The following is a 26904-nucleotide window of genomic DNA, read 5'->3' as shown; positions in this document are numbered from 1 at the left end:
CGAGGGAGTCGCCATGGCCGAGGCCTACATAGTCGAAGCGGTCCGTACGCCCGTCGGGCGGCGCGGAGGAGGGCTCGGCGCCGTCCACCCGGCCGACCTGGGCGCGCATGTGCTCACCGCGCTGGTGCGGCGGACCGGAATCGACCCCGCCGCCGTCGAGGACGTCGTCTTCGGCTGTCTGGACGCGGTGGGGCCGCAGGCCGGGGACATCGCCCGCACCTGCTGGCTGGCCGCCGGACTCCCCGAGGAGGTGCCGGGCGTCACCGTCGACCGGCAGTGCGGCTCCTCCCAGCAGGCCGTGCACTTCGCCGCGCAGGCCGTGCTCTCCGGCACCCAGGACCTGGTGGTCGCGGGCGGGGTCCAGAACATGTCGCAGATCCCCATCGCCTTCGCCTCCCGGCAGGCCGCCGCCCCCCTCGGCCTGACCGACGGCCCCTTCCACGGCAGCACCGGCTGGCGCGCCCGCTACGGCGACCAGCCCGTCAACCAGTTCGCCGGCGCCGAGATGATCGCCGCCCGGTGGGGCATCGGCCGGGAGGACCAGGAGGAGTTCGCCCTGCGCTCGCACCGGCGGGCGATCTGGGCGATCGACACGGGCCGCTTCGAGCGCGAGACCGTCCCCTACGGCGAGGTCACCGTGGACGAGGGCCCGCGCCGGGACACCTCCCTGGAGAAGATGGCCGCGCTCAGGCCCGTCCTCGACGGCGGCACCGTCACCGCCGCCTGCTCCTCCCAGGTCTCCGACGGGGCCGCCGCCCTGCTGCTCGCCTCGGAGCGGGCGGTACGGGACCACGGGCTGCGCCCCCGCGCCCGCGTCCACCACCTCTCCGTACGCGGCGAGGACCCCATCCGCATGCTCTCCGCCCCCATCCCGGCCACCGCACACGCGCTGCGCCGGACCGGCCTGACCATCGACGCCATCGACCTGGTGGAGATCAACGAGGCCTTCGCGCCGGTCGTCCTCGCCTGGCTCAAGGAGACCGGCGCCGACCCCGACAAGGTCAACGTCAACGGCGGAGCGATCGCCCTCGGCCACCCGCTCGGCGCCACCGGCGTCCGCCTGATGACGACCCTGCTGCACGAACTGGAGCGCACCGGCGGCCGCTATGGCCTGCAGACGATGTGCGAGGGCGGCGGCCAGGCCAACGTGACGATCATCGAACGGCTCTGAGCCCGCTCAGCGTCTCCAGCACCTCCTCCGCCTCCGTCACGATCCGCCCCACCAGCTCCGCGCACGACGGCAGGTCGTCGATCACACCGGCGACCTGCCCGGCCGCCATCACCCCGAGGTCCGTACGGCCGTCCACCATCGCCGACTTCAGCAGCATCGGTGTGTTCGCGGCCAGCAGCACCTGGCTCCAGGACAGCTCCCTGCCGTGCCTGAGCGCCAGCCCGTCACGGACCAGCTGCCGCCAGGTGAGCCCCGACAGCCGCCGGAAACCCGCCGCCTCCCGGACCGCGCGGGCGAACGCCCGTACGCGGCCCGACCGCTCCAGCGCGTCCACCAGCTCCGTGCGCAGCATCCGGTGCGGCAGCCCGTCCACCGCCCGGGTCACCGTGACGTCCCGGACCGTCGCCGCCAGATACCTGGCCCGCACCGCGTCCGGCACCGTCGAGTCGGAGGTGAGCAGGAACCGCGTCCCCATCGCCACCCCGGCCGCCCCGTACGCCAGTGCCGCCACCAGGCCACGCCCGTCGAAGAAGCCGCCCGCCGCCACCACCGGTATCCGCACCGCGTCCACCACCTGCGGCAGCAGCACGGACGTCGCCACCTCGCCGGTGTGCCCGCCGCCCTCGCCGCCCTGCACGATCACCGCGTCCGCACCCCACGCCGCCACCTTCTCGGCGTGCCGCCGCGCCCCCACGGACGGGACGACCACCACACCCGCCTCCTTGAGCCGGGTGATCAGCTCGCGCGAGGGGGCCAGGGCGAAGGAGGCCACCCGGACGCCCTCCTCCAGCATGATCCGCACCCGCTCGCCCGCATCACCCGCATCGGCCCGGAGGTTCACCCCGAACGGCGCGTCCGTCCGGGACCGGACCTCCCGTATCGCCTCGCGCAGCTGGTCCGGCGTCATCGTCGCGGAGGCCAGGATGCCGAGGGCGCCCGCGTTCGCCGCCGCCGAGACCAGCCGCGGTCCGGCCACCCAGCCCATCCCCGTCTGCACGATCGGATGGCGGACCCCGACCAGCCGGGTGAGCGCGGTCTCCATCAGCCCCTCACCCCCTCCGGCACCTCACGCGCGCGTGCCCCGCCCGGGTCCAGCACCTCACGGATCAGCCGCAGCTCCGCCGCCTCGGGCTCCCGGGTGTACGGCACCGCGTCCGGCACCGCGAGCGCGAATCCCGTCGCCTCCCGCACCTGCTCCACGCTCACCCCCGGATGCAGCGAGGCCAGCCGCATCGACCGGTCCGGCGTCGCGAAGTCGAACACGCCGAGGTCGGAGACGACCCGGACGAGGCGATGGAAGCGGGCCGTGCCGCCGAGTCCCGCCGCGCGGTCGTACCCCACCCCGCACACCAGGTCCACCCGCTCCACGAACACCCGCCGCGAGTGCCGGGGGATCCAGTAACTCGTCGGATTGTTCAGCGTGTTGAGCGGTGCCCCGCGCACCCCGAGCAGCTGCCGGCGGGGATGCGCCCAGTCGCCGACGCAGGAGATGTTCTGGTTGCCGAACCGGTCGATCTGGCTCGCGCCCATCATCACGTGCCGGCGCCCACCCGCCACCAGCGCCAGATGCTGCCGGTACGGCAGCCAGCCCTCGGGTGTCCCGTCCGGGCGGACCAGCAGTGCCTCGCCGTCGGTCAGCAGCAGGTCCGGCGCGAAGGTGAGCCGGGCCAGCCGCGCCCCCAGCGAGGGGACCAGGCCCATCGGGCTCGCCAGGATCTCCCCGGCACCCCGCCAGGCCTCGGCGCACGCGACGACGCAGTACTCGGCCCGGGTGACATTCATCGCCCCTGCTCCTTCCGCCACTCCCGCACCGCCGCCCGGTACGCGCCCTCGTCCCGGCCGAGAAACCGCCCGGCGAACTCGGGCCACGGCGTGGACGCGTAGTACCGCTGGAACTCCTCGTCCCTGCCGTGGTCCGGCGCGCAGGACGTGAAGTGCGCGCCGCCCGGTGCCTCCACCACACCGGTCACGGCGAGCCGCTTGAGGAGCAGCGACCGCGGGACCGCCTCCTTGGTCAACTCCGCCGTGTCCACGATCCGTTCGCAGGACACGTAGGCCGCGTCCGCCGCCTCGCAGAACAGGTCGTCGAAGTACGGGTCGGGGCCCAGGCACTGGCCGTTGCCCAGCCGGTCGGCACGGTTGACGTGCACCAGGGCCGCGTCCATCCGCAGGGCCGGCATGGCCACGAACGTCTCCCCGTCCGCGTACGGCGACGTCACCGTCCTGAGGTCCGGGTTGACCCGCATGACGTCCGAGCCCACTCCCGCACGCACCGGCAGGAAGGGCAGCCGGTGCGCCGCCGCCTGCAGACCCCACAGGAACATGCCCTCGTCGACCTCCGTCAGCTCCAGGCCGCCGCGCTCGCGCGCCGCCCGGTAGTGCGGCTCCAGCGGGATCGAGTCGAGCGTGACGAAGGCCGTGACCAGCTTGCGGATCCGGCCGGCCGCGGCCAGCATGCCGACATCGGGGCCGCCGTACGAGACGACCGTGAGATCCCCGATCCCGGATCGCAGCAGCGCCCGGACCAGGGCCATCGGCTTGCGGCGGGACCCCCAGCCGCCGATGCCGAGCGTCATGCCGCTCTCCAGCCGCGCGACCACCTCCTCGGCGGTCATCGTCTTGTCGCCCACCTACGCGCCCTCCCTCCCGAACGTGTCGCGGACCCGGTCGGCCAGCCCGCTGAGATTGGCCTCGAACGTGAAGCCCTGCTCGAAGCGGTAGCTGCGGCGCACGTCGACCGGATCGATCCCGTTGATGGCGGCCTTGGCCATGCGCAGCAGCCGGCCGTCCTTGGCGGCGATCTCCCGGGCCAGCTCCAGCGCCGCCCTCCGCAGACCCGCACGCGGCACCACGCGCCAGACCGAGCCGTGCCGGTGCAGCTCGGCCGCGTTCGCCGTGCGCCCCGTGTAGTACAGCGCCCGCATCAGGTGCTGCGGGACCAGCCGCGCCAGATGGGTGGCGGCTCCCAGCGCGCCCCGGTCCAGCTCGGGCAGTCCGAAGGTGGCGTCCTCGCTCGCCACCACCGCGTCCGCGTTGCCCGCCAGGCCTATCCCGCCGCCCAGGCAGAAGCCCTGCACCGCCGCGACGACGGGCGTCTCGCACTCGTAGACCGCGGCGAACGCCTCGGCACAGCCCTGGTTGGCGCCGATCAGGGCGCGCTGCCCGTCCGCCTGTATCTCCTTGATGTCCACGCCCGCGTTGAACCCGCGCCCCTCCGCGGCCAGCACCACGCACCGGACCTCCGGGTCCCGGCCCGCCGCGCGCACGGCCCCGGCCAGCGCGAACCATCCGGCCACCGGCAGCGCGTTCACCGGCGGGAAGTCGACCGTGACGAGCGAAATCCCCTTTTCCGGGGACGAGGTGGAGACACCCATGGACGCATCAGCTACCTTCGCACTCAACGCCTTTCCACCAAACATTTGTTAGGTGTGAGGCTTCGAAGCTAGCAGTCGGCGAAGACGAGCGGGAGAGCCTGTGGACAACTCGGCCGCGCACCCTGTGGACAACTCGCCGCACGGCCGGACCGTCGTCGTCACCGGCGGCACCCGGGGGGTCGGCGCCGGGATCGCGCGGGCCTTCGCCGCGGCCGGCGCGCGGGTCCTGGCCTGCGCCCGCAGGCCTCCCGAACAACCGCTGAAGGGCGTCGAGTTCACCCCGCTCGACCTGCGTGACCCGCCCGCCGTCCGCGCCTTCTTCGGCGCGCTGCCCCGCCTCGACGTGCTCGTCAACAACGCCGGCGGCACGCCGCACCGGCTGCTGGCCGACGCGGATGCCGAACGGCATGCGAAGGTCGTCGAGCTGAACCTGATCACCCCGCTGACCGCGTCCCTCGCCGCGTACGAGCACCTGCGGCGCAGCCGCGGCTCCATCGTGATGGTCGGCAGCGTCAGCGGCGGCCGTCCCTCGCCCGGTTCGGCCGCCTACGGCGCGGCCAAGGCGGGCCTCGAGAACCTGGCCGCCTCCATGGCCGTGGAGTGGGCGCCGCACATCCGCGTCAACACGCTCGTGGTCGGCATGGTCCGCACCGAACTGGCCCACCTGCACTACGGCGGCCCCCACGGACTCGCCGCCGTCGCCCGCACCGTTCCGCTCGGCCGGCTGGCCGCCCCCGCCGACGTCGGCGCCGCCGCCGTCTTCCTCGCCTCCGACGCGGCCGGCTACATCAGCGGGGCGAGCCTGCGGGTGCACGGGGGCGGGGAGCGGCCGGCGTTCCTGGACGCCGCGACCGCCGGCGGCACGTCGCCGGGCGCCTCCACCGTCCCTGAGGAGAACTGAGATGAGCGGAATCTGCGACGGCCGGGTCGTCGTCGTCACCGGAGCCGGCCGCGGGCTCGGCCGCGCCCACGCCCTCGCCTTCGCGGCCGAGGGAGCGCGGGTCGTGGTCAACGATCTCGGTGTCGGATTGGACGGGGCACCGGGCGCGGAGAACGCGGAGAACCCGGCGGACGCCGTCGTCGCCGAGATCCGTGCCGCGGGCGGTGAGGCGGTCGCACACGGCGGTGACATCGCCACCGGTGCGGGTGCCGCCGCGCTGATCCGGACCGCCGTGGAGACGTACGGCCGGCTCGACACCCTCGTCAGCAACGCCGGGTTCCTGCGCGACCGGATGCTGGTCAACCTCGACGAGGACGACTGGGACGCCGTGATCCGGGTCCATCTCAAGGGCCATTTCCTGCCCCTGAAGCACGCCGCCGCGCACTGGCGTGCCGAGAGCAAGGCGGGGCGCACCCCGGCTGCCCGGGTCGTCCACACCAGCAGCGGGGCCGGTCTGCTGGGCTCGGTCGGGCAGGTCAACTACAGCGCGGCCAAGGCCGGGATCGTCGGTCTCACCCTGGTCGCGGCGGCCGAACTGGCCCGCTACGGCGTCCAGGTCAACGCCGTGGCCCCCGCCGCCCGCACCCGCATGACGGAACGCGCCTTCGCCGAGACCATGGCGGCACCGGACGCCGGCTTCGACGCGATGGCACCCGAGAACGTCTCCCCGCTGGTGGTCTGGCTCGGCTCGGCCGCCGGCGCGGGCGTGACCGGCCGGGTCTTCGAGGCGGAGGGCGGACGGATCACCGTCATGGAGGGCTGGCGGCCCGGCCCCACCACCGACAGGGGAGCGCGTTGGACACCGGCCGAGGCGGGGGAGGCGGCACGCGGACTGCTGGCCGCCGCGGAGCCGCCGGGGGCGGTCTACGGGGCCTAGCCGCACGGCCGGTCAGCCGGTCAGTTGGCCGTCCGGAGTCGGCACCCGGCACTCGCCGGCCGATCAGCGGATCTGCCGGCCGGGGGTCGGCGGGCAGCGGGTCGGCCGACCGCCGAGAACCTCGTAGGTACGGGTACTCATGCGCGAGCCGTGGGCGCCGCTTACCTTCGCCGGGTGCCCACGAGTTCGACACGGCGGTCCGCCGTCGGCCGCAGGAGCGGCTGGTGCTGCTGTCTGCTGTTCGCCGCCCTCCCCGTCGTCTGGCCCATCGCCTGCCTCTTCCTGCCGGAGCGAGTGGGCTGGTTCCCCTTCTGGCTGGCGGCCGTGCTCTGGAACGGAACGGATGGCCACGGCGGCATCAGCCACCTGCTCGGCTAGGAACGGGCCGCAGGGCCGGGCGTCGGTACGCCTGGACCGCGCGGCCCGCCGCGGGCTTCCCCCTCCCGGGGGTGAGCGCCCGGGAGCGGGAGGTCAGCCGGTGAGGCGGGCCGCTGCCGCGTGCTGGCGCTCGCTCATCACCGACAGGAACCGGATCACGGTCCGCAGCTCCTCCGTGCTGAACTCCTCGCACGCCTCGACGATGTCCCGCGCCCAGTCCTCGAAGAACCCGGCCAGTTCGGCGAGCTTGTCCTCGTTCAGCTCGACCACCACCCGGCGCTTGTCCGTCGGGTGCTTGACCCTGCGGGCGAAGCCCTTGGTCTCCAGCCGGTCGAGCAGGCCGGTGACGGAGGCGGGGGCGAGCCCGGTCAGCTCGGCGAGGTCCTTGGCGGTGAGCGGACCCTTGCGCTGGAGGTAGTCGAGGGTCTTCTCCTCCGTCGCGTTCAGCCCCTGCTGGGCGGCCACGGCCGAGTGGAACATCACCGTCACGGCGCTGTGGGCCCGCCCCACCTCCATGAGCTGCCCGAGGACCTCGGCGCGCGCCGCTTCGTCCCGCTTCTCGTCTCCCTTGGTCATGAGCCCAGGCTAACAAATATTTCGTTCGCTCGAACTAACGACTTGCGTCCGGCGGCGTGGGGATGCAAGTCTTTCGTTAGGTCGAACGAAATAAATTCGAGCTGAGGGAGACCCCCATGACCACGACCGCCCCCGCGAGCCCGCCCACCCTCGCGGAACCCCATCCGCGCCGCTGGGCCGCCGCCGTCGTGATGATGATCGCGGCGCTGATGGATCTCCTGGACAGCACCATCGTCAATGTGGCGGTCCCGTCCATCAGCCGCGACCTGCACGCCTCGACGAGCGACCTGCAGTGGGTCGTCTCCGCCTACCTGCTCGGCTTCGCCGCCGCGCTGATCGTCTCCGGCCACCTCGGCGACCGCATCGGCCGCCGCCCCCTCTTCCTCGCCGGCACCGCCGGCTTCGGGCTGGCCAGTCTGGCGTGCGGCATCGCGCAGTCCCCGGGGCAGCTGACAGCCGCCCGCGCGGTCCAGGGCATCCTGGCGGCGGTGCTGGTGCCGCAGGTGATCGGCTCCTTCCGCACCCTCTTCCAGGGCAAGGAGCGCGGGGCCGCCTTCGGGATGTACGGCGCCGTCGCCGGGTTCGCCTCCGCGATCGGGCTCCTGCTCGGCGGAGTGCTGACCGACGCCGATCTGTTCGGCTGGGGCTGGCGTTCGGTCTTCCTCGTGAACGTGCCGGTCGCGGTCGCGACGTTCGTGGGCGGACTGCTGCTGGTGCCGGCCACGCGGGAGAGGTCGGCGGGCCGCCCCGACGTGCTGGGCAGCCTGGTCCTGGCCGGCGGACTGGTCGCCATCGTCCTGCCGCTGGTGCAGGGACGGCAGAACGGCTGGCCGGTATGGGGCTGGGCGTGTCTCGCGGCGGGCGCGGTGGCCGTGGTCGGCCTCGGGGTGTACGAGGCCCGGCGGCACCGGCCCGGAACGGTACCGCTGCTGCCGGCGCGCGCCTTCCGGCTGCCGGCGTTCTCGGTGGGTGTGCTGGTCCAGCTGTTGTTCTCCGTCGGTATGCAGGGCTTCTTCCTGGTCTTCGCGATCTGGCTGCAGGGCGGCGAGGGGTACACGCCGATGCAGGCCGGGCTGGTCACGGTGGCGTTCTCGGCCGGCGGCTTCCTCACCGCGCCCGCCGCGGACGGGCTCGCCGTCAGGTACGGGCGGCTGGTGCTCGGTACCGGAGCGCTGATGATGGCGGGCGGCTTCGGCTGGGTGTGGGCCGTGGTCGACGGTGCGCCCGCGGTACACACGGGGGCGTGGCCGATGGTGCCGGGGCTGCTGATCGCCGGGGCGGGACTCGGGTTCCTGGTGGTGCCGCTGGTGAACGTGGTGCTGTCGGCCGTACCGGGGGAGTCGGCGGGCGGCGCGTCCGGGATCTTCTCCACGGCCCAGCAGTTCGGGGGAGCGCTGGGGGCGGCGGTGGTCGGCACGGTGTTCTTCGGGGCCGTCGGGAAGGGCCTGAGCGGGGCGCTGGCCGATGCGATGCCGTGGGTGGTGGGGTCGTTCGTGGTGTGCGCGGTGCTCTGTGCGGCGCTTCCTCGGCGGGCGGTGTCTGACCACCTCGGCTGACCTGCCGGCCCACCGGGGTCGTACCGGGCCACCGGGGTCCTACCGGCCCACCGGGGTCGTACCGGCCCCCTGGGGTCCGGCGGCGCGGCCCCGGCGAGGTGCCGTGAGGCCGGGGCTACGTGTCGCACTCCAGGACCGTCCGGCACAGTCCGCAACGTGCGCGGACGCGCCCCCGTACCGGCACCCTGATCCGCTGGTGGCAGGTCGGGCAGGGGAAGGAGACGCGGAGGTGACCGGTGGGGTCGGGGGCGAAGGCGTACGGGGCTGTCGGCTGGACGCCGGAGGTGTTCCGGCGGTCGTGGGCGTACCGGCGGCGCCCCGCCCAGCCGGCCCCGGTCAGCGGCGGCTGCTGCTCGTCCCGGCGGGCCCGCGCCATGCCCTTGGCGTAGGCGGTGTAGGCCTGCGGGCTGGTGAACCACACGGAGGGGTCCTCGTGGAAGAGCAGCGCCCGCTTGGCCAGGACGTAGCCGAACTCCTCCGGGGTGAGGTAGCCGAGCTTCTGGGAGGAGACCGCGTCCTCACGGAACGCGTCCAGCAGCAGCCAGCCCGCGCCCAGATAGGCCGCCACCGTGTCCGTGAGGATCTCGTTCTCCGCCGTGGTGGGGAAGACGAGGTCCAAGCGGTGCAGATACACGTGGGCGACCTCATGGGCCAGCGCCGCGCCGATGTCCCGGCGATGGGTGCGGAAGCGGTCGTTCAGTTCCACGAAGTACTCGGGACCCGCCGTCAGTTCGACGTTCGCCGCGTGCGTCATCTCCCGGAAGCAGACGATCAGGCGCGCGTCCGGCAACCGGTAGTGCCGCACGATCTCGCGGGCCACGCGCTGCGCGCGCAGATGCAGGTCGTCCGTGTCGCAGAACGCCACGTCGGCGGGGGCCACGCTGGCCGAGAACGTCTGGACGGTGTCGTAGGACAGCCTCTTGTAGAGCGCCGTGACGGCGGCCCGCACCGTCTCCAGATGCGGGTAACCGTGCTCGACCGGCCCGCCGTTCGCCACGTCCACACCCCCAATGACGCCGGAACCCCCCTCCACTGTAGGCGGGGTACGCGGGCGGACGGCCGGTCACACGGGCAGCAGGCGGGGCGCCGGCAGGGCCGCGTCGGCCCCCTGCAGCTCCAGCAGCCACAGCTCGTTCTCGCCGTCCCGCAACACCGGCCCGGGGACGTACAGGGACCGCTGGGGGCCGACCGACCAGTAGCGGCCCAGGCCGAAGCCGTTGATCCAGGCGAAGCCGCGCGTCCGGCCGGGCAGCTCCAGCCGGGCGTCCCCGGCCCCGCGGACGGTGAGCGTGCCCCGGTACAGCCCCGCAGCGCCCTCCCCGGGCAGCGCACGGAAGGGCACCGGCCCGACACCGTCGGCGAACGCGTCCAGATCCAGCCCACGCGCGCGTACCCCGTGCAGGTACTGCCGCTCGTGCAGGATGCCGCCCGTGACACCCTTCGCCTCGCCCGATCGGGGCCCGTAGTTCACCCTCCCCAGGGACTCCACCCACAGCTCCACGCGCGCGGGGCCCGCGACGGGCTCCTTCAGCCCCGGCTCCTCCTCGGTCAGCACGCCGGCCCGCACGCCGTCCACGTACACCGTCGCGAGGTCCCGCAGCCCGCGCACGCTCAGCGGGTACGGCTGCCGCGGTCCCGGCACGTCCACCACGTAGCGCACGAGGCCCCGGGTGATCCCGAGATCCTCGAAGGCCGGCGGCACCGGGGTCACGGTCTCCGCGCCGCCCAGTGCCTCCAGCACGTCGCCCAAGGGCGCCCATCCGGTGAGCGCGGCCTCGGCCGGAGCACGCAGGAGGGCAGGCCGCGGCGGCAGTCCGGGCAGCGGGCCGGAGCCGGTGCGGTACTGGGCCAGCACCTCGCGGAAGCGCCAGAACTTCTCCGTCGGGCGGCCGTACTCGTCCACCGGCGCGTCGTAGTCGTACGACGTCACGTCCGGCTCCAGCGTGCCCTCGTGCAGCTCGCCGCCGCCCCGGTTGGCGCCCGCCCAGCCCGCGAAGCTCGTGCCGCCGTGCGCCATGTAGAGGTTCACCGACGCCCCGCACTCCAGGATCTCCCGCAGCGCCTCGGCGGCCTCGCCGGGGTCCCGTACGACGTGCTCGCCGGCCCAGTGGTCGAACCAGCCGCACCAGAACTCCATGCACATCAGCGGACCCCCGGGGCGGTGGCGGCGCAGGGTCTCGAAGGCCACGCGCGCGTGGGAGCCGAAGTTCACCGTGGCGAGCACACCCGGCAGCGAGCCGCCGGTCAGCATGTGGTCCTCGGGGCCGTCCGAGGTGAACAGCGGGACCGAGACCCCCTCGGCCCGCAGCAGGCCGGCCAGCTCCGCCAGATAGCCGGTGTCGCTGCCGTAGCTGCCGTACTCGTTCTCGACCTGCACCATGAGGACCGGACCGCCGCGGCCGATCTGCCGGGGCACGATCTCGGGCAGCAGAGCGCGGAACCAGTTCCGCACATGGAACAGATAGCGTTCGTCACGGGTACGTGCGCGGGGGCCCAGCTCACCCGTCAGCCACGCCGGCAGCCCGCCGTTCTCCCACTCGGCACAGATGTAGGGACCCGGCCGCACGATCGCCCACAGGCCCGCCTCGCGGACCGCGTCCAGGAACCGGCCGACCGCCTGCACGTCCCGGCAGCGCCCCGGCCCCGGCTGGTGCAGATTCCAGGGCACGTACGTCTCCACGCAGTTCAGGCCCATCGCCCGCAGCATCGCCAGCCGGTGCCGCCACTGCGCCTCGTGCACCCGGAAGTAGTGCAGCGCCCCGGACAGCAGCCGTACCGGCCGCCCGTCCAGCAGGAACTCCGATTCCCCCACCGTGAACTCACTCATGCGCCCGCCCCACCCCGACCTCGCCCACGCGTCCGCCCCCGGCCCGGACCTCGCTCATGCGTCCGCCCCCGGCCCCGACCTCGCTCATGCGCACCAGCCTCACCCCTGGCGGCGCCCCCGCGCCATGGACGAAGATCGGCGCTGCTTGGACAAAAATCCGCCACCGCCGACGCCGGGAGGAGCACCGATGTACCAGACCTGGATGCGGTTCTTCAGCCCCGGCCCCGCCCACCACCGCCTCGGTCTGGTCTGCCTCGGCGTCGGCCTCCAGCACGGCGCGCTCCCCACGGTCGGCCCGCGCACCCTCGACCACCACGTGGCCGTCGTGATCAGCTCCGGCGGCGGCTGGTACCGGGGCGCCGACGGCCGCCGCACGACCGTCACCGCACCCGCCCTGCTGTGGCTCACCCCCGGCGTGCTCCACCACTACGCGCCCGATCCGGACACCGGCTGGGACGAGGGCTTCGTCGACTTCGCCGGGCCCGCCACCCCCACGTACACCGACCTCGGCTACATCGAACCGGAGCGGCCCGTCGTCCCGCTCTCCGACGCCTCCGCCCCGCGCGCGGTCGTCGCCCGTATCGCCCGCGCCGCCCGCCGCGGCAACCCCCTGCTGGAGGTGGAGACCGGCGCCGCCGTGCACGAACTCCTCGTCGCCCTGCGCCGCGCCCGCGCCGACCTCGCCCCCGACGGCGACCAGGTGCTCGAGGCCCTCGCCCGGGACGCCTGCACCCGGATGAGCGTCGCCGACCACGCCGCCCGGCACGGGATGACCACCGCGGAGCTGCGCGGCGCGGTCCGCCGGGCCGCCGGATGCAGTCCCAAGGACTACCTCCTCGGCATCCGCCTCGGCCGCGCCAAGGAACTCCTCGCCGCCACCGACCTGCCCGTCGCGGCCGTGGCCCGTCGCGTCGGCTACGACGACCCCGCCTACTTCTCCCGGCTCTTCACCCGCCGCGTGGGCCTCGCCCCCGTCCGCTTCCGCGCCCAGCAGGGCCGCAGCGTCCCCGGCGGCTGGAGCGACCGTGTCCCCGACCCCGGCGATCCACCGATGATCCACTCTCCGGACACCCCGTAGGCGGGGCTCGCCGACCGCATAGGGTGGACGCCCATGACCACCAGCAACACCGGTAGCGGTGACGTGGACCCCGAGATCCGCCAGGAACTGGAGCGGCTGCGCGACAGCATCGACAACATCGACGCGGCCGTCGTCCACATGCTCGCCGAGCGTTTCAAGGCCACCCAGCAGGTCGGCAGGCTCAAGGCCGTGCACCAGCTGCCGCCCGCCGACCCTGCGCGAGAGGCCCGCCAGATCGAGCGGCTGCGCAGCCTCGCCGAGAACGCCAAGCTCGACCCGGCGTTCGCCGAGAAGTTCCTGAACTTCATCATCGCCGAGGTCATCCGCCACCACGAGCGCATCGCCGAGGACACCAACGGGCGCTGAGCCACGGACGCCCCCGCGGGGGCGGGGGGCGCGGACCGGACATAAGCCGTGTACCGGTCCGCCCCTGTGCGCTGCCGGTCCCATCAGGCAGCATGGCCTGCATGTCCGTACTCACGCGCGATGAGGCGCAGCTCCGAGCACAGTTCCTCGATGTCCACCGCTACACGGTCGAACTGGACCTCACCACCGGTGAGGAGACCTTCGGCTCCCGCACCGCGATCCGGTTCACCGCTCGGTCCGACGGGGACACGTTCGTCGAGCTGAAGCCCGCCGAGCTGCGCGGGGTCACGCTCGACGGGCAGCCCCTGGACCCGAAGACGCTGCACGGGGACCGGCTGCCGCTGAAGAACCTCACCGCGGGCGAGCACGAACTCCACATCGACACGGTCATGCGCTACTCCCGCACCGGCGAGGGCATGCACCGCTTCACCGACCCCAGCGACGGCGAGACGTACGTCTACACGCAGCTGTTCATGGACGACGTCCAGCGGGTCTTCGCCGCCTTCGACCAGCCCGACCTCAAGGCCGTCTTCCAGATCTCCGTGAAGGCACCCGAGGGCTGGACCGTCCTCGCCAACGGCATCACCGAGCGGCGCGGCGACGGCGTCTGGCAGGCCGCGCCCACCCCCCTGATCTCCACCTACCTCGCCGCCGTCGCCGCGGGCCCCTGGCACACGGTGCGCACCGAGCACCGCGGACTGCCCTTCGGCATCCACTGCCGCCGCTCCCTCGCGCCGTACCTCGACGCCGACGCCGACGAGATCCTCGACGTCACGCGCGCGTGCTTCGACCGCTACCACGAGAAGTTCGAGGAGCCGTACCCCTTCGACTCCTACGACCAGGCGTTCGTCCCCGAGTTCAACGCGGGCGCCATGGAGAACCCGGGCCTGGTCACCTTCCGCGACGACTTCGTCTACCGCTCCGCCGTCACCGAAACCGAGCGGCAGACCCGCGCCATGGTCATCGCGCACGAGATGGCCCACATGTGGTTCGGCGACCTCGTCACCCTCAAGTGGTGGGACGACATCTGGCTGAACGAGTCCTTCGCCGAGTACATGGGCTACCAGACCACCGCCGAGGCCACCCGGTTCACCGACCCCTGGACCGAGTTCGGCGTCACCCGCAAGGCCTGGGGCTACGACGCCGACCAGCGGCCCACCACCCACCCCGTCGCCCCCGAGGCCGTCGAGGACACCGCCTCCGCGCTGCTCAACTTCGACGGCATCTCCTACGCCAAGGGCGCCTCCGCGCTGCGCCAGCTGGCCGCCTGGCTCGGCGAGAAGGACTTCCTCGCCGGCATCAACACCCACTTCGCCCGGCACAAGTTCGGCAACGCCACCCTCGCCGACTTCATCGACTCACTCGCCTCGGCCACCGACCGCGACGTGCACGCCTGGGCCGACAACTGGCTGCGCACCATCGGCGTCGACACGCTCACGCCCGTGATCGCCTCCGCCGACGGCACCCGCACGCTGACCGTCGACCGCGCGGGCAGCCGCCCGCACCGCCTCACCGCCGGCCTGTACGACCACGACCTCGCCGACGAGGGCCGGCTCGTGCTGCGCGAGCGCCTCGACCTCGACGTCCCGCAGACCGCCCCGCAGCCCATCGGCAAGCGGCCCGCGCTGCTCCTGCTCAACGACGGCGACCTCACCTACGCCAAGGTCCGCTTCGACGACGGCTCCTTCGAGGCGCTGCGCACCGGCCTGTCCGGCCTGCCCGACCCGCTCACCCGCGCGGTCGTCTGGAACGCCCTCAGGGACGCCGTGCGCGACGGCGAACTCCCGCCCGCCGCCTACCTGGAGACGGCCCGCGCCCACCTGCCGCGCGAGACCGACCTGGCCGTCGTCCAGGGCGTCCTCGCCTTCGCCTCCGGGCAGATCGCCGACCAGTACCTGAAGGCCGAGGACCGCCCGGCCGCCCTGGCCACGCTGACCTCCCTCTGCCGCGACCTGCTGCGGCGCACCGAGGACGGCGACCATCCCGGCCTGCGCCTGATCGCCGTACGCCACCTGATCGGCGTGGCCGCCCACCCGGACACCATCGCCGCCTGGCTCGCCGACGGCACGGTCCCCGGCGGGCCGGAACTCGACCCCGAACTGCGCTGGCGCATCCTCGGCCGGCTCGCCGTGCTCGGCGCCACCGACGAGGCCGCCATCGCCGCCGAGCTGGAGCGCGACCCGAGCGCCACCGGCCAGGAGGGCGCCGCCCGCTGCCGTGCCGCCCTGCCCGAACCGGAGGCCAAGCGGGCCGCCTGGGCGGCGATGTTCGCCGGCGACGACCTGTCCAACTACCTCTTCACGGCCACCGCGCAGGGCTTCTGGCAGCCCGAACAGGCCGAACTGGTACGGGAGTACGTGTCGCGCTTCTACGAGGACGCCGTCACCGTCGCCGCCCGCCGCGGCCCCGCCATCGCCGTCGCCGCCGGCCGCTGGGCCTTCCCGGCGCACGCCGTGGACACCGAGAACCTGCGCCTCGGCGAGGCCTGCCTGCGCGACGCCGACCTCACCCCGGCCCTGCGCCGCACCCTCGCCGACCGCCTCGACGACCTCGCCCGCGCCCTCCGCGTGCGGGGCGAACAGGAGCAGCAGGGAGAGAGCAGCAAGGAGAAGGCCACCCAAGAGGCATAGACCGACCCCGGCGCCAGAGGCACGGACCGGCGGCGGCCCGGGGCCGTCCGCCCACGGCCGACTCGAGCCCCCAGCCGCCCGGCCTCCGGCGGGCGCGAGTCCTGACCGCAGCCCGGGCCGGCTTTCGCCGGGCGCGAGTCCTGGCCGCCGCCTGGGTCGTCCTTCGGTGTGCCGGTGCTGTCGACAGGTCCGTCCTGCGGCGGGCCGTCACCGCCCGACGCCCCGGGCCGGTGTCCGGCGGTGCCGGCTGGTCGTTCGCCTGGCGGGCTGCGGTACCGCGTGGCGCCTGGCCGGCTTCGGCGGGGTTTCGACCGCCACCCGGGCCGGCTTTCGCCGGGCGCGCGTCCTGGCCGCTGCCCGGTCCGGGGATGTGCCGGTGCTGCCGGCCGGGTCCGTCCCCTGGCGGGCTGTGGCATCTCCCGCCGCCCGAACCGGCCATCCGCGGGCCTCCGCCTTGGCCGCTGCCCGGACCGGTCTTCGGCGGGCCTCAGCCCTGGCCGCCGCCCGAACCGGCCTCCGGCAGGCCTCAGTCCTGGCCGTCGACCGGGCCGGTCTTCGGTGGGCCGGTAGTGGCCGCAGGTGGCGCGGCTAGGTTGTGGCGGGGCGCAGGGTCGCCCGGCGTAGGGATTCCTCGCGTGGGCCCGGTCGTCGGTCGGTGCCGGCGGGTCGGGGCGGTGCTTCGGTGTCCAGAGCGAAACCGAGCCGGCGCAGGAAGCGTTCGCCGGGGGGCCAGCCGGGCGGGACCGTGGCCGTCACCACCGAGGCGCCCTCGGCACGGGCCAGCAGAGAGGTGGCCAGGGCCCGGCCGAGGCCCCGCCCGCGCGCCCAGGGCGCCAGCAGGAACAGCCCCACCGCCACCGCCCCGGGCTCCGGATGGTCGCGCACGGCGTCCACCACACCCGCCACCACCCCGTCCCGCTCCAGCACCAGCAGCACCTTGTCGTCCGGGTCCGCACCCTCCGGCAACGCGTAGAACAGGCTCTGCACGTCACCCGGCCCCGACGGCAGCCCCGTCGCCGCCACGAACCAGTCCTCGCACTCCTCGAACAGCGTGAGCAGCGGCCCCTCGTCCGCCGGACCGAGGTCGCGCACCAGCACCCGCTCACCGGGCACATCGATCATCCACGCGTCAACCATCCGACCGACGGTAGCGCGCGCGGCCACCTCCCCAACACGTTTTCCTCGCACGGCAGTACCCACTTTCGGGTACTGATCGTCAGCCTTTCGGGACGCGCGGCCCTCCTCCCGTACAAGCTGGAAGACCCCGGACGGAAACGTCCGCGCGGAAACCTCCGAACACCGTCCTCGCGCCCCGGAGGAAAGCCATGAGCACGCCGCCGCCCCTCGCCTCAGGTCCCGACGGCCCCGACGCCCTGCGGCCCCTCCTCGGCACCGTCCTCGACGCGCTCGCGGCCGGTGGCCGGGCGCGCGGCGGCCCGCTGCCCGCCGGCGGGCCGGAGGCGGTCGCCGCACGGGTCGCAGACGCCGTCGGGGACGTCCTGCCGGACGACGGCGACCCCGACGCCCTGCGGACCCTCGTGCACATCCTCGCCGAGGGCGCCGCCGACCCCGCCGACCCGCTGTGCGCGGGCCACCTGCACGGCCCGCCGCTCGCCGTAGCCGTCGCCGCCGACCTGGCCGCGAGCGCCCTCAACCCCTCCCTGGACTCCTGGGACCAGGCCCCGGCCGCCTCCGCCCTGGAAGCCGCGGTCACCCGTGCCCTCGCCCACGCGGCCGGTCTCGCCGACGCGCTCGTCACCACCGGCGGCACCGAGTCCAACCAGCTCGCCCTGCTGCTCGCCCGCGAGGCGCACGACGGCGACATCCAGCTGGTCTGCGGTGCCAACGCCCACCACTCCCTGCCGCGCGCCGCCTGGCTGCTCGGCCTGCCCGACCCGGTCGTCGTCCCGGCGCCGCGCGGCACCCTCGACCCGGCCGCCCTGCATGAGGCCCTCACCACGCTGTCCGGCCCGCTGCTGGTCGCCGCCACCGCCGGCACCACCGACGCCGGCCTCATCGACCCGCTGCCCGAGATCGCCGGGCTGTGCACCGCACACGGCGCCCGCCTGCACATCGACGCCGCCTACGGCGGAGGCCTCCTCTTCAGCGACCGGCACCGCGACAAGCTCGCCGGGCTCGAAACCGCCCACACCGTCACCCTCGACCTGCACAAACTCGGCTGGCAGCAGGCCGCCGCAGGCCTCCTCGCCGTCGCCCGGCCCCGTGAACTCGCCGCACTCCACCACCGCGCCGACTACCTGAACGCCGAAGACGACACCGAGGCCGGCCTCCCCGATCTGCTCGGCCGTTCCCTGCGCACCACCCGCCGCCCCGACATCCTCAAGATCGCGGCCACACTGAAGACCCTCGGACGCGCCGGGCTCGGCGCCCTGGTCGACCAGGTGTGCGCCCGCGCCCGCGAGTTCGCCGCGCTCGTCCAGGAGCACCCGGGCTTCGAGCTGTACGACCGGCCGGTCATCAGCACGGTCCTGTTCCGGCCCGCCGAGGCCGACGACGACGCCGTGGCCGCCGTCCGCCGCAGGCTGCTCCACGAGGGCCGGGCCGTCCTCGGCCGCGCCCGGCTCGACGGCCGCCTCTGGCTCAAGGCCACCCTCCTCAACCCTCACAGCCGGCCCGACGAACTGGCCCAGCTTCTGAAACTCGTAGAAGGAACCACCCCCAGATGACCATCCCCCCACGCCACGAGCCCACCTCCCCACGCGACCTGGTCGGCATCGGCATCGGACCGTGCAACCTCTCGCTCGCCGCCCTCGCCCACCCGCTCGCCGAACTCGACGCCGTCTTCTACGAGCAGCGCCCCGGCTTCGACTGGCACCCCGGCCTGCTCATCGACGGCGCCACCGTCCAAGTGCCCTTCCTCGCCGACCTGGTGACCCTCGCCGACCCCGCCAGCCCCTGGACCTTCCTGAACTACCTCAAGGCCCGCGACCGGCTCTTCCCCTTCTACTTCGCCGAGCGCTTCCACATCCACCGCGCCGAGTACGACGCCTACTGCCGCTGGGTCGCGCAGAGCCTGTCCGGGCTGCGCTTCCGCCACCAGGTCGACGCCGTCCGCTGGAACCCCGAACGGGACGTGTTCGAGGTCGACTTCACGCAGCTCGACCCCGACGGCGAGGCGGCGGCCCTGGGCCGCACCTACACCCGCAACATCGTCCTCGGGGTGGGGACCGTCCCGTATGTGCCCGACCCCCTCAAGCCCCTGGTGGACACGCCGGCGGTGCCCGTCGTCCACGCCGCCGACTACCTCGACCACCGCGACACCGTCCTCGCCGCCGAGCACGTCACCGTCGTCGGCTCCGGACAGTCCGGCGCCGAGATCTTCCTCGACCTGCTGCGCCACCGCCCCGTCGGCGCCGAGAAACTGCACTGGATCGGCCGTACCGAGGCGTTCGCGCCGATGGAGTACTCCAAGCTCGGCCTGGAGCACTTCACGCCCGACTACACCCGCTACTTCCACGCCCTCGCCGAACCGGTCCGTGACCGGCTGGTCGCCGCCCAATGGCAGCTGCACAAGGGCATCGACACCGGGACGCTCGGCGCCATCCACGACGAGCTGTACCGGCGCGCCCTGCACGGCGGCTGGCCCGACGCCGTCCTCACCCCCGGCGTCCGGGTCCGCACGGCCGGCCGGATCGCCACGACCAAGGTCGAACTCCATCTGGAGCACCTCCAGCAGGGCAGCCGCTCCCGGCTCACCACCGACGCGGTCGTCCTCGCCACCGGCTACCGCGAACGCCCCCTCGGCCGCATCCTCGCCGGACTCGACCCCTATCTGCGCCGTGACAGCAGCGAACGCCCCCGCATCGACGAGGAGTTCCGGCTCGTCCTCGACCCCTCGGTCACCGGCGCGGTGTACGTCCAGAACGCCGAACTGCACACCCACGGCGTCGGCGCTCCCGACCTCGGCCTCGCCGCCTGGCGCAGCGCCACCATCCTCAACACGCTCACCGGCAAGGAACCGTATCCGCTGCCGGCCCGAACGGCCTTCACCACCTTCGGACTCGAAGAGGCCCAGCGCCGGATGCCGCAGGCCCGGCAGGCGAAGCGGCTGATCCCGCTCGTCGACGGCAGGTGAGGGGTCCGGCCGGAACGAGCGGGCATGCCGACGGCGCCGGCGCTCGCCCGAGCGCCGACGCCGTCGACGTGACCCTGCAGAACCTCTAGAAGACCGGCGTGCCGTTCCGCGTGAGCTTCCAGTCCACGGACGCGAAGTCCTTCGGGTCCAGGACGCCCTTCGCGGTGACCCACTCCGCGATCCTGGTGCGGATCTCCGTCGACTCCGACCACAGCTCCTTGGCCGTGGCGACATGCGGGAAGGCACCGCCGCCGTTGGCCCGGTAGTTGTTCACCGCGAGCACGAACTGCCGGGTGTCGTCCAGCGCGGCCCCGCCGAAGGTCAGGTTCTTGATCCGCGACCCGGCCGGCTGCGCGATGTCGATGTCGTACGACAGGCCCGAGACGTAGTCGTAGTTGTAGTCCGGGCGGCCGCCGGCGTTGGTCAGCTTCTCGACGTCGACGGCGGCGTCGGCGGCGGTCTGGACGTAGTACTCCGCCGAGTACTCCAGGTAGGCGCGCACCTGGGCGCCCGTCATCAGCTTCGCGACCAGCGTGTTGTCGTACACGTACAGGCTCGACAGATCCCGGATGGTCACGTCGCCGGCCGGGATCTCGGAGGTCCGGGAGAACGGCGAGGCCTGCGCGATCACCGGCAGCGAGGCGTACTCGGTGCCCGCGAGCGCCGCCTTGACCACGTCCTCCTGGACCTTGGTGATCAGGTCGATGATCGGGGCGTCCTTGTAGCGGGCGTCGACCGTGGTCAGCGTCTCGGTCGCCCGGCCCACGACCTGGTTGACGTACGCGACGACCTTCTTGTGCTCGTCCTCGAGCAGCTTGGTGATCTTCGGGTCGTCGGCGACGGAGTTGGAGTTGCGCAGCGAGGCGGAGACCGACTCGACCTCCCACCTGCCCTTGCTGAACACCAGCTCGATGTCGAAGAGGGTGAGCCGCTCGGCGTAGCACAGCGGTTCGGACAGGACGACGGTCCTGCCGGTCTGCTCGTTGACGACCTTCAGCTCCGGGATCTCCAGGTGCGCGTGGCCGACCAGGATCGCGTCGATGCCCGGCACCTGCTTGGCCACGTTGGCGGCCGCGTTCTCCACGTACGGCACCTGGTCGCCGTACGACGACGTGCCCGACGTGCCCGAGTGGGCGGAGACCACGACCACGTCCGCGCCCAGCGCCTTCAGCTTCGGCACCCACTTCGCGGCCTGCTCCTCCAGGCCCTCGAACTTCAGCTTGCCCTGCACGTAGGCCTTGTCCCAGATGGCGATGCCCGGGTTGGTCAGACCGAGGACGGCGACCTTGACCGGCTTGGCGCCCGGCACGTGAAACGTCTTGACGAAGTAGGGCGGGAAGGCCGGCTTGAGCGTCTTGGCGTCGACCGCGTTGGCGCCGAGCAGCGGGAAGTCCAGCTGGTCCTCGAACCGGCGCAGGGTCTCGATTCCGTAGTTGAACTCGTGGTTGCCGAGCGCCGCCGCGTCGTACCCGATCGCGTTCATCGCCTGCGCCATCGGGTGCACCGGGCCGCCCTTGGCGGTGATCGGGTCGACCTTGGCGTAGTAGTAGGTCAGCGGGGTGCCCTGGATGGTGTCACCGGCGTCCAGCAGCAGCGTGTTGCAGTGGCCCTTCTCCTCGCGCACCTGGTCGACCAGGGTGGAGATCCGGGCGAGGCCCATCGCGTTGCCGGCCTTGTCGGCGTACTCCGCGTCCTTGAAGTAGTCCCAGTTGAAGACGTGGCCGTGCAGGTCGGTGGTGCCCATGACCGTCAGGGAGTACCGCTTCACGGGGTGTCCGGGCTTCTTCTGCTCCGCCGCCTCGGCCGCCGGAGTCGTCGCCGCACCGGCGATCGCCACTCCCGCCCCGGTGGCGGCGGACTTCTTCAGGAACTTCCGGCGGTTCAGCGGCATCTCTCGGTCTCCTTGGCGCATGGTCAACGACGCGCGTAGATTCTGACCTGAGCATGACCTACTGCAACAGGTCCGGAAGGTTGCGATCTGGTGACCGTGCCGGGAAATCGCTCATAGGAGCGGGTCGCCGCACAATTCAACAGTTGTCAAAAACCCTTTACCCAGAGTGTGTTGAGTAGTCATACAGCGCCGATTGTCTACCCGCGGGTAAGGCATAGGCTCGACTCATGCGCCGAGCGAAGATCGTCTGTACATTGGGGCCCGCCACCGACTCGTACGACCAGATCAAGGCACTGGTCGAGGCCGGAATGGACGTCGCCCGCTTCAACCTCAGCCACGGCACTCACGCCGAACACGAGGAGCGTTATCAGCGCGTGCGTAAGGCGGCCGACGAAACCGGCCGCAGTGTCGGAATCCTCGCCGACCTTCAAGGCCCGAAGATCAGGCTCGGCCGCTTCGCCGAAGGACCGGTACTCCTTGAACGCGGCGACACCTTCACCATCACCGTGGAAGAGGGCGTCGAAGGAGACCGCCACCGGTGCGGCACCACCTACGCCGGTCTCGCCGCCGACGTCGCCCCCGGCGAACGCGTCCTCGTGGACGACGGCAAGGTGTGCCTGGAGGTCACCGCCGTCGACGGCCCCCGGGTCCGCACCCGGGTGGTCGAGGGCGGCGTGATCTCCGACCACAAGGGCCTGAACCTCCCCGGCGTCGCCGTCTCCGTCCCCGCCCTCTCCAAGAAGGACGAGGACGACCTGCGCTGGGCACTGCGCACCGGCTTCGACGTCATCGCCCTCTCCTTCGTCCGCAGCGGCAGGGACATCCAGGACGTCCACCGCATCATGGACGACGAGGGCCGCCGCCTCCCGGTGATCGCCAAGGTCGAGAAGCCGCAGGCGGTCCAGAGCATCGACGACATCGTCGCCGCCTTCGACGGCGTCATGGTCGCGCGCGGCGACCTGGGCGTGGAGATGCCCCTGGAACAGGTCCCGATCGTCCAGAAGCGCGCCGTCAAGCTCGCCAAACGCAACGCCAAGCCGGTCATCGTCGCCACCCAGATGCTGGACTCGATGATCGACAACTCCCGCCCGACCCGTGCCGAGGCCTCCGACGTCGCCAACGCCGTCCTCGACGGCGCGGACGCGGTGATGCTCTCCGGCGAGACCAGCGTCGGCAAGTACCCGATCGAGACCGTGCGCACCATGGCGAAGATCGTCGCGGCGGCCGAGGAGGACATGCTGGCGGGGGGTCTGCCGCCGCTGACCGAGCGGAACAAGCCGCGCACCCAGGGCGGCGCGGTCGCCCGGGCCGCCGCCGAGATGGGCGACTTCCTCGGCGCGAAGTTCCTGGTGGCCTTCACCCAGTCGGGAGACACGGCCCGCCGGCTCTCCCGCTACCGCTCACCGATCCCGCTGCTCGCCTTCACCCCCGAGCCGGCCACCCGCTCCCAGCTCAGCCTCACCTGGGGTGCCGAGACCTTCCTCGGCCCGCACGTGGACTCCACGGACGCCATGGTCGACCAGGTGGACGAGCTGCTGCTGAAGTACGGCCGCTGCCGCAAGGGTGACATCGTGGTGATCACCGCCGGCTCCCCGCCCGGGGTCTCCGGCTCGACCAACATGGTCCGCGTCCACCACATCGGCGAGGACGACAGCCCGAAGTAACGCCACGGGGCCCCTCTCGGGCGCACCCTTCTCAGTGCTTGGGGCCGACGTGGGCGTCGAGGAGAGCCACGGAGGCCCTCTTGGCGACGGAGACGTTGTACGGGGCGCCGTCACGCGTACAGTGCGTCCACTCGACGCCGAGCTTGTCGAGGGTGCCGGTGTACAGGCCCCGGATGTCGTCCGACTTGTTGGTGAAGAAGTAGCGCGGGTACTCGTACCGCTTCCGCTCACCGGCGACCACACGCGCCGTCCAGTTGGTGACGCGGCACCCGTCGGAGTGGATCAGACCGCGGACGAACTCCCAGGGATGGGCATCGACGACGGCTTGCTGCCAGGGCTCGAGGACGATGTCCCGCTCGTGCTTCTTGCCGGGGCCGTGCTGGGGGAAGAGCCGCGGCCAGTGCCGCCAGTAGCTGGTCACCATCGAGCAGCCCTGCTTCCGCAGGACGTAGACGCCGATGCCGGGGCGCACCTTCGTGATGGCCTCGCCGCACTGTTGCATCAGGCCGGGCCAGGCGTCGGCGCACGCGATCCTGAGGAAGTACCCGGTGCCGCGCGGATGAGGGCTGAGGCAGCCGTCGCCGAGGTAGAGGCCGAGCAGGTAGGCGTACGCGCGGTCGTCGGCGGGCGGCCCGGGGGCGGGCGCCCGCGTGTGAGGCAGCGGCTCCAGGCGATGCTGCCAGGAGCGGATCGCGGCCCGGGATATGCCCGTCTCCTTGCTCACGGAATGGAGACTGCGACCCTGGGCCACCAGCGCGAGGGCTCGCTCACGTGTGCCGATGTCGTACATGTGACCACTGTGAGCCGCCGACTCCCGCTGGGTGCAGAAAAAGCGGAGAACCACGCGAACGTGATCCTCTGCTTGCGCATAGCGACCTTGAAATCCCAGGAAAAGTGCCCCGGGTCGGACTCGAACCGACACTGTACGGGTTTTGAATCCGTTGCCTGCTGCCAATTGGGCTACCGGGGCTCGCAGAATCCAAGGTTTCCCCCGACCCTCCGCGCGTCCACCTTATCGTAGCTAGGTAGGCTCTTGTCAGCAGTACCCCTGCCCTGAACGAGGAGCCCCCGTGACCGCCGAGTCGCCCCAGCCCGTAGACGCGCCCGACGACGACAAGTCGCACGTGCCTCCGCTGACGACCCGTGTCGTCATCGCCGAGGACGAGGCCCTGATCCGGCTCGACCTGAAAGAGATGCTGGAGGAGGAGGGGTACACCGTCGTCGGCGAGGCCGGGGACGGTGAGCAGGCCGTCGAGCTGGCCCGCGAGCACAGGCCGGACCTGGTCATCCTGGACGTGAAGATGCCCAAGCTCGACGGCATCTCCGCGGCCGAGAAGATCGCCGAGGAGTCCATCGCGCCGGTCCTGATGCTCACCGCCTTCTCGCAGCGCGACCTCGTCGAGCGGGCCCGGGACGCGGGCGCCATGGCCTACCTGGTGAAGCCGTTCAGCAAGAGCGACGTCGTCCCGGCCATCGAGATGGCCGTCTCCCGCTTCACCGAGCTGAAGCAGCTGGAGCAGGAGGTCGCCGACCTCACCCAGCGGCTGGAGACCCGCAAGCTGGTCGACCGGGCGAAGTCCATCCTGCAGACCGAGTACGGCCTCACCGAGCCGGCCGCCTTCCGCTGGATCCAGAAGACCTCCATGGACCGCCGCCTGTCGATGCAGCAGGTCGCCGAGGCGGTCATCGCGGACAACGAGGAGAAGAAGTCCGCGAAGAAGGGCTGACGCCCGCCGTGTCACCGACGAGTTCCCCGCACCCGTGAGGGGCGCGGGGAACCGCGTGGCCGGCCGCCGACGTCCCGCGGCGACGAACCGGCCGAACCGGTGGAGCGCCTAGTCCTCGCCGAGGTAGGCCTTGCGCACCGATTCGTCGTGCAGCAGGTCCTGTCCCGTCCCCGACAGGACGATGTTGCCGACCTCCATGACATGGCCCTGGTCGGCCAGCGAGAGCGCCGCCTGGGCGTTCTGCTCGACCAGCAGGATCGTGGTGCCCTGGGACTTCAGCTCGGCGATCGTCGCCATGATCTTCTGCATCATGATCGGCGACAGACCCATCGACGGCTCGTCCAGCATCAGCAGCTTGGGCTGGGACATCAGTGCCCTGCCCATCGCCAGCATCTGCTGCTCACCGCCCGAGAGGGTGCCCGCGGCCTGCTTCCTGCGCTCCCCGAGGATGGGGAAGAGGTCGTAGGCGCGCTGGATGTCCTTCTCGATGCCCGGCTTGTCGTTGCGCAGGAACGCGCCGAGGCGCAGGTTGTCCTCGATGGTCATGCGCGGGAAGATGTGCCGCCCCTCGGGGGAGTGGGCGAGACCCAGCGAGACCACCTGGTGCGCCGGGACCTTCTTCAGCGACTTGCCGTTGAACTTGATCTGTCCGCCGACCGGCTTCAGCAGGCCGGAGAGCGTGCGCAGGGTGGTGGTCTTGCCGGCGCCGTTGGTGCCGATGAGCGTGACCACCTGACCGGCCTCGACCTTGAAGGAGATGCCCTTGACGGCCTCGATCTTGCCGTAGGCGACCCGCAGGTCCTCGACTTCGAGCAGTGCGGTCATCGGTCGTTCTCCTTGCCGGGCGCGGCGTCCGTCGTGGTGTCGGCGTGTGCCTCGGTCCCGGCGTGTGCCTCGGCGGCCTCCACTTCGGCCACCTCCTCGTCGCCGGGCGCGTTCTCGAAGGGTTCGCCGAGGTAGGCCGCGACCACACGCTCATCGCCCTGGACGGTCGCGCTGTCGCCTTCGATCAGCTTCTCGCCCTGTACGAGCACGGCCACCCGGTCGCACAGGTTGAAGATGAAGCGCATGTCGTGCTCGATGACGAGGACGGCGATGCCCATGTCCCGGATGGCGAAGACCAGTTCCTCGGTGGCCCGGGTCTCCTGCGGGTTCATGCCGGCGGTCGGCTCGTCGAGCAGCAGCAGTCCGGGCTCGCTGGCCAGGGCGCGGGCGATCTCCAGCTTGCGCTGCTCGCCGTAGGGGAGGTTGCGGGCGAGGTGCTCGGACTTGTTGTCCAGGCCCACGAACCGCAGCAGTTCCATGGCCCGGTCCCGGGAGGCCTTCTCGGCGCGGTGGAAGCCCGGGCCGCGCAGCAGCGCCGACCACAGGCCCTCCTTGGTGCGGGTGTGCCGGCCGACGAGCACGTTCTCCAGGACCGTCATGTTGGCGAACAGCCGGATGTTCTGGAAGGTGCGGGCGATGCCGGCCGCGGTGACCTTGAAGGACTTCGGCGGCAGGACGGTGTCCTTGTAGCGGACCTCGCCCTCGGTGGGGACGTACAGGCCGGTCAGGCAGTTGAAGAAGGTCGTCTTGCCGGCGCCGTTGGGGCCGATCAGGCCGACGATCTCCCCGCTGTTGACGGTGAGGTCGACGTTCCGCACGGCCGTCAGTCCGCCGAAGCGCATGGTGACGCCGCGGGCGTCGAGCACGACCTGGCCGGGGGCGGAGGCGCCGGGGGCGGCGTCCTTGGTGGTGGTGTCGGTAGTCATCG

At 72.4% G+C, this 26904-nt stretch carries 24 protein-coding genes and 1 tRNA gene; 12 read left to right on the top strand and 13 right to left on the bottom strand.

The annotated features are described in order from the left end of the window. Nucleotides 1-13 precede the first annotated feature (13 nt). Entirely contained in the window at nucleotides 14-1171 is a 1158-nt protein-coding gene (locus ACZ5CW_RS20185; protein WP_468603130.1) for an acetyl-CoA C-acetyltransferase, read from the top strand. Here the strand turns inward: ACZ5CW_RS20185 and ACZ5CW_RS20180 are convergent. From ACZ5CW_RS20180 to ACZ5CW_RS20165, 4 genes are read right to left on the bottom strand one after another with little or no spacing between them, the layout of a single operon-like run. After that, the gene (locus ACZ5CW_RS20180; RefSeq protein WP_468603128.1) at nucleotides 1155-2213 is read right to left on the bottom strand and encodes an NAD(P)H-dependent flavin oxidoreductase; all 1059 of its coding nucleotides are present in this window, start codon (nucleotides 2211-2213) and stop codon (nucleotides 1155-1157) included. The genes ACZ5CW_RS20185 and ACZ5CW_RS20180 overlap by 17 nt on opposite strands. After that, nucleotides 2213-2953 carry a CoA-transferase subunit beta gene (locus ACZ5CW_RS20175; RefSeq protein ID WP_468603127.1) on the bottom strand — a complete coding sequence of 247 codons (741 nt, stop codon included), beginning with the start codon at nucleotides 2951-2953 and terminating at the stop codon, nucleotides 2213-2215. Before ACZ5CW_RS20175 ends, ACZ5CW_RS20180 begins: the two co-directional genes overlap by 1 nt. Continuing rightward, a complete protein-coding gene (locus tag ACZ5CW_RS20170) occupies nucleotides 2950-3801 on the bottom strand; it encodes a CoA transferase subunit A (protein ID WP_468603125.1) in 852 nt (283 codons plus the stop codon). Before ACZ5CW_RS20170 ends, ACZ5CW_RS20175 begins: the two co-directional genes overlap by 4 nt. After that, nucleotides 3802-4545 (bottom strand): enoyl-CoA hydratase family protein, encoded by a 744-nt coding sequence (locus ACZ5CW_RS20165; protein WP_468603123.1) that lies wholly within the window; start codon nucleotides 4543-4545, stop codon nucleotides 3802-3804. Nucleotides 4546-4645: 100 nt separating this feature from the next. Here ACZ5CW_RS20165 and ACZ5CW_RS20160 point away from each other — a divergent pair, with 100 nt between their 5' ends. The 3 genes from ACZ5CW_RS20160 (at nucleotide 4646) to ACZ5CW_RS20150 (ending at nucleotide 6740) form a co-directional block, all read left to right on the top strand. Beyond that, complete coding sequence (locus tag ACZ5CW_RS20160) at nucleotides 4646-5446, top strand: SDR family oxidoreductase (protein ID WP_468603121.1); 801 nt, start codon at nucleotides 4646-4648, stop codon at nucleotides 5444-5446. A 1-nt stretch (nucleotide 5447) separates the two neighbouring features. Then, on the top strand, nucleotides 5448-6362 hold the full coding sequence (locus ACZ5CW_RS20155; protein ID WP_468603119.1) for an SDR family oxidoreductase: 915 nt from the start codon (nucleotides 5448-5450) through the stop codon (nucleotides 6360-6362). A gap of 174 nt (nucleotides 6363-6536) precedes the next feature. Further along, nucleotides 6537-6740: a hypothetical protein gene (locus ACZ5CW_RS20150; RefSeq protein ID WP_468603117.1), complete on the top strand. Its 204-nt coding sequence runs from the start codon at nucleotides 6537-6539 to the stop codon at nucleotides 6738-6740. 93 nt (nucleotides 6741-6833) lie between these two features. Here ACZ5CW_RS20150 and ACZ5CW_RS20145 read toward each other — a convergent pair whose 3' ends face one another. Continuing rightward, on the bottom strand, nucleotides 6834-7316 hold the full coding sequence (locus tag ACZ5CW_RS20145) for a MarR family winged helix-turn-helix transcriptional regulator (RefSeq protein WP_468603115.1): 483 nt from the start codon (nucleotides 7314-7316) through the stop codon (nucleotides 6834-6836). Between the two features lie 116 nt (nucleotides 7317-7432). Between ACZ5CW_RS20145 and ACZ5CW_RS20140 the strand changes: the two genes are divergently transcribed. After that, nucleotides 7433-8872 carry an MFS transporter gene (locus tag ACZ5CW_RS20140; protein WP_468603113.1) on the top strand — a complete coding sequence of 480 codons (1440 nt, stop codon included), beginning with the start codon at nucleotides 7433-7435 and terminating at the stop codon, nucleotides 8870-8872. 115 nt (nucleotides 8873-8987) lie between these two features. Here the strand turns inward: ACZ5CW_RS20140 and ACZ5CW_RS20135 are convergent, their stop codons facing one another. Together ACZ5CW_RS20135 and ACZ5CW_RS20130 are read right to left on the bottom strand one after the other, a co-directional pair. Further along, nucleotides 8988-9869: a hypothetical protein gene (locus ACZ5CW_RS20135; protein ID WP_468603403.1), complete on the bottom strand. Its 882-nt coding sequence runs from the start codon at nucleotides 9867-9869 to the stop codon at nucleotides 8988-8990. Between the two features lie 66 nt (nucleotides 9870-9935). Continuing rightward, the gene (locus tag ACZ5CW_RS20130) at nucleotides 9936-11699 is read right to left on the bottom strand and encodes a glycoside hydrolase family 35 protein (protein WP_468603111.1); all 1764 of its coding nucleotides are present in this window, start codon (nucleotides 11697-11699) and stop codon (nucleotides 9936-9938) included. Between the two features lie 187 nt (nucleotides 11700-11886). Between ACZ5CW_RS20130 and ACZ5CW_RS20125 the strand changes: the two genes are divergently transcribed. From ACZ5CW_RS20125 to pepN, 3 genes are all read left to right on the top strand, one after another. Further along, a complete protein-coding gene (locus tag ACZ5CW_RS20125; protein ID WP_468603109.1) occupies nucleotides 11887-12777 on the top strand; it encodes a helix-turn-helix domain-containing protein in 891 nt (296 codons plus the stop codon). Between the two features lie 33 nt (nucleotides 12778-12810). Continuing rightward, complete coding sequence (locus ACZ5CW_RS20120; protein ID WP_468603107.1) at nucleotides 12811-13143, top strand: chorismate mutase; 333 nt, start codon at nucleotides 12811-12813, stop codon at nucleotides 13141-13143. Between the two features lie 101 nt (nucleotides 13144-13244). Further along, nucleotides 13245-15773, top strand: a complete 2529-nt coding sequence (gene pepN / locus ACZ5CW_RS20115; protein ID WP_468603105.1) for an aminopeptidase N — start codon at nucleotides 13245-13247, stop codon at nucleotides 15771-15773. A gap of 588 nt (nucleotides 15774-16361) precedes the next feature. Here the strand turns inward: pepN and ACZ5CW_RS20110 are convergent. Beyond that, entirely contained in the window at nucleotides 16362-16910 is a 549-nt protein-coding gene (locus ACZ5CW_RS20110) for a GNAT family N-acetyltransferase (protein ID WP_468603103.1), read from the bottom strand. A 188-nt stretch (nucleotides 16911-17098) separates the two neighbouring features. On the opposite strand from ACZ5CW_RS20110, the gene ACZ5CW_RS20105 reads away from it, so the two are divergent. Together ACZ5CW_RS20105 and ACZ5CW_RS20100 are read left to right on the top strand one after the other, a co-directional pair. Beyond that, nucleotides 17099-18460 (top strand): pyridoxal phosphate-dependent decarboxylase family protein, encoded by a 1362-nt coding sequence (locus ACZ5CW_RS20105; RefSeq protein ID WP_468603101.1) that lies wholly within the window; start codon nucleotides 17099-17101, stop codon nucleotides 18458-18460. Next, nucleotides 18457-19869, top strand: a complete 1413-nt coding sequence (locus ACZ5CW_RS20100; RefSeq protein WP_468603099.1) for a lysine N(6)-hydroxylase/L-ornithine N(5)-oxygenase family protein — start codon at nucleotides 18457-18459, stop codon at nucleotides 19867-19869. Before ACZ5CW_RS20105 ends, ACZ5CW_RS20100 begins: the two co-directional genes overlap by 4 nt. Nucleotides 19870-19954: 85 nt before the next feature. Here ACZ5CW_RS20100 and ACZ5CW_RS20095 read toward each other — a convergent pair whose 3' ends face one another. After that, the gene (locus tag ACZ5CW_RS20095; protein ID WP_468603097.1) at nucleotides 19955-21760 is read right to left on the bottom strand and encodes a bifunctional metallophosphatase/5'-nucleotidase; all 1806 of its coding nucleotides are present in this window, start codon (nucleotides 21758-21760) and stop codon (nucleotides 19955-19957) included. 227 nt (nucleotides 21761-21987) lie between these two features. Between ACZ5CW_RS20095 and pyk the strand changes: the two genes are divergently transcribed. After that, nucleotides 21988-23424, top strand: a complete 1437-nt coding sequence (gene pyk / locus ACZ5CW_RS20090) for a pyruvate kinase (RefSeq protein ID WP_468603095.1) — start codon at nucleotides 21988-21990, stop codon at nucleotides 23422-23424. 31 nt (nucleotides 23425-23455) lie between these two features. On the opposite strand, the gene ACZ5CW_RS20085 is transcribed toward pyk, so the two are convergent. After that, a complete protein-coding gene (locus tag ACZ5CW_RS20085; protein ID WP_468603093.1) occupies nucleotides 23456-24214 on the bottom strand; it encodes a helix-turn-helix domain-containing protein in 759 nt (252 codons plus the stop codon). 105 nt (nucleotides 24215-24319) lie between these two features. After that, nucleotides 24320-24394, bottom strand: a tRNA-Leu gene (locus ACZ5CW_RS20080). A gap of 100 nt (nucleotides 24395-24494) precedes the next feature. Between ACZ5CW_RS20080 and ACZ5CW_RS20075 the strand changes: the two genes are divergently transcribed. Next, a complete protein-coding gene (locus ACZ5CW_RS20075; protein ID WP_468603091.1) occupies nucleotides 24495-25151 on the top strand; it encodes an ANTAR domain-containing response regulator in 657 nt (218 codons plus the stop codon). A gap of 108 nt (nucleotides 25152-25259) precedes the next feature. Here ACZ5CW_RS20075 and ACZ5CW_RS20070 read toward each other — a convergent pair whose 3' ends face one another. Together ACZ5CW_RS20070 and ACZ5CW_RS20065 are read right to left on the bottom strand one after the other, a co-directional pair. Then, nucleotides 25260-25976 (bottom strand): ABC transporter ATP-binding protein, encoded by a 717-nt coding sequence (locus ACZ5CW_RS20070; RefSeq protein ID WP_468603089.1) that lies wholly within the window; start codon nucleotides 25974-25976, stop codon nucleotides 25260-25262. Further along, nucleotides 25973-26902: an ABC transporter ATP-binding protein gene (locus ACZ5CW_RS20065; RefSeq protein ID WP_468603087.1), complete on the bottom strand. Its 930-nt coding sequence runs from the start codon at nucleotides 26900-26902 to the stop codon at nucleotides 25973-25975. Before ACZ5CW_RS20065 ends, ACZ5CW_RS20070 begins: the two co-directional genes overlap by 4 nt. Nucleotides 26903-26904: the final 2 nt, after the last annotated feature.

This window comes from Streptomyces sp. NPDC031379 (assembly GCF_055569615.1).
Note: the sequence above shows the minus strand (reverse complement) of the source record. Positions and strands in the feature narration are given on the sequence as shown.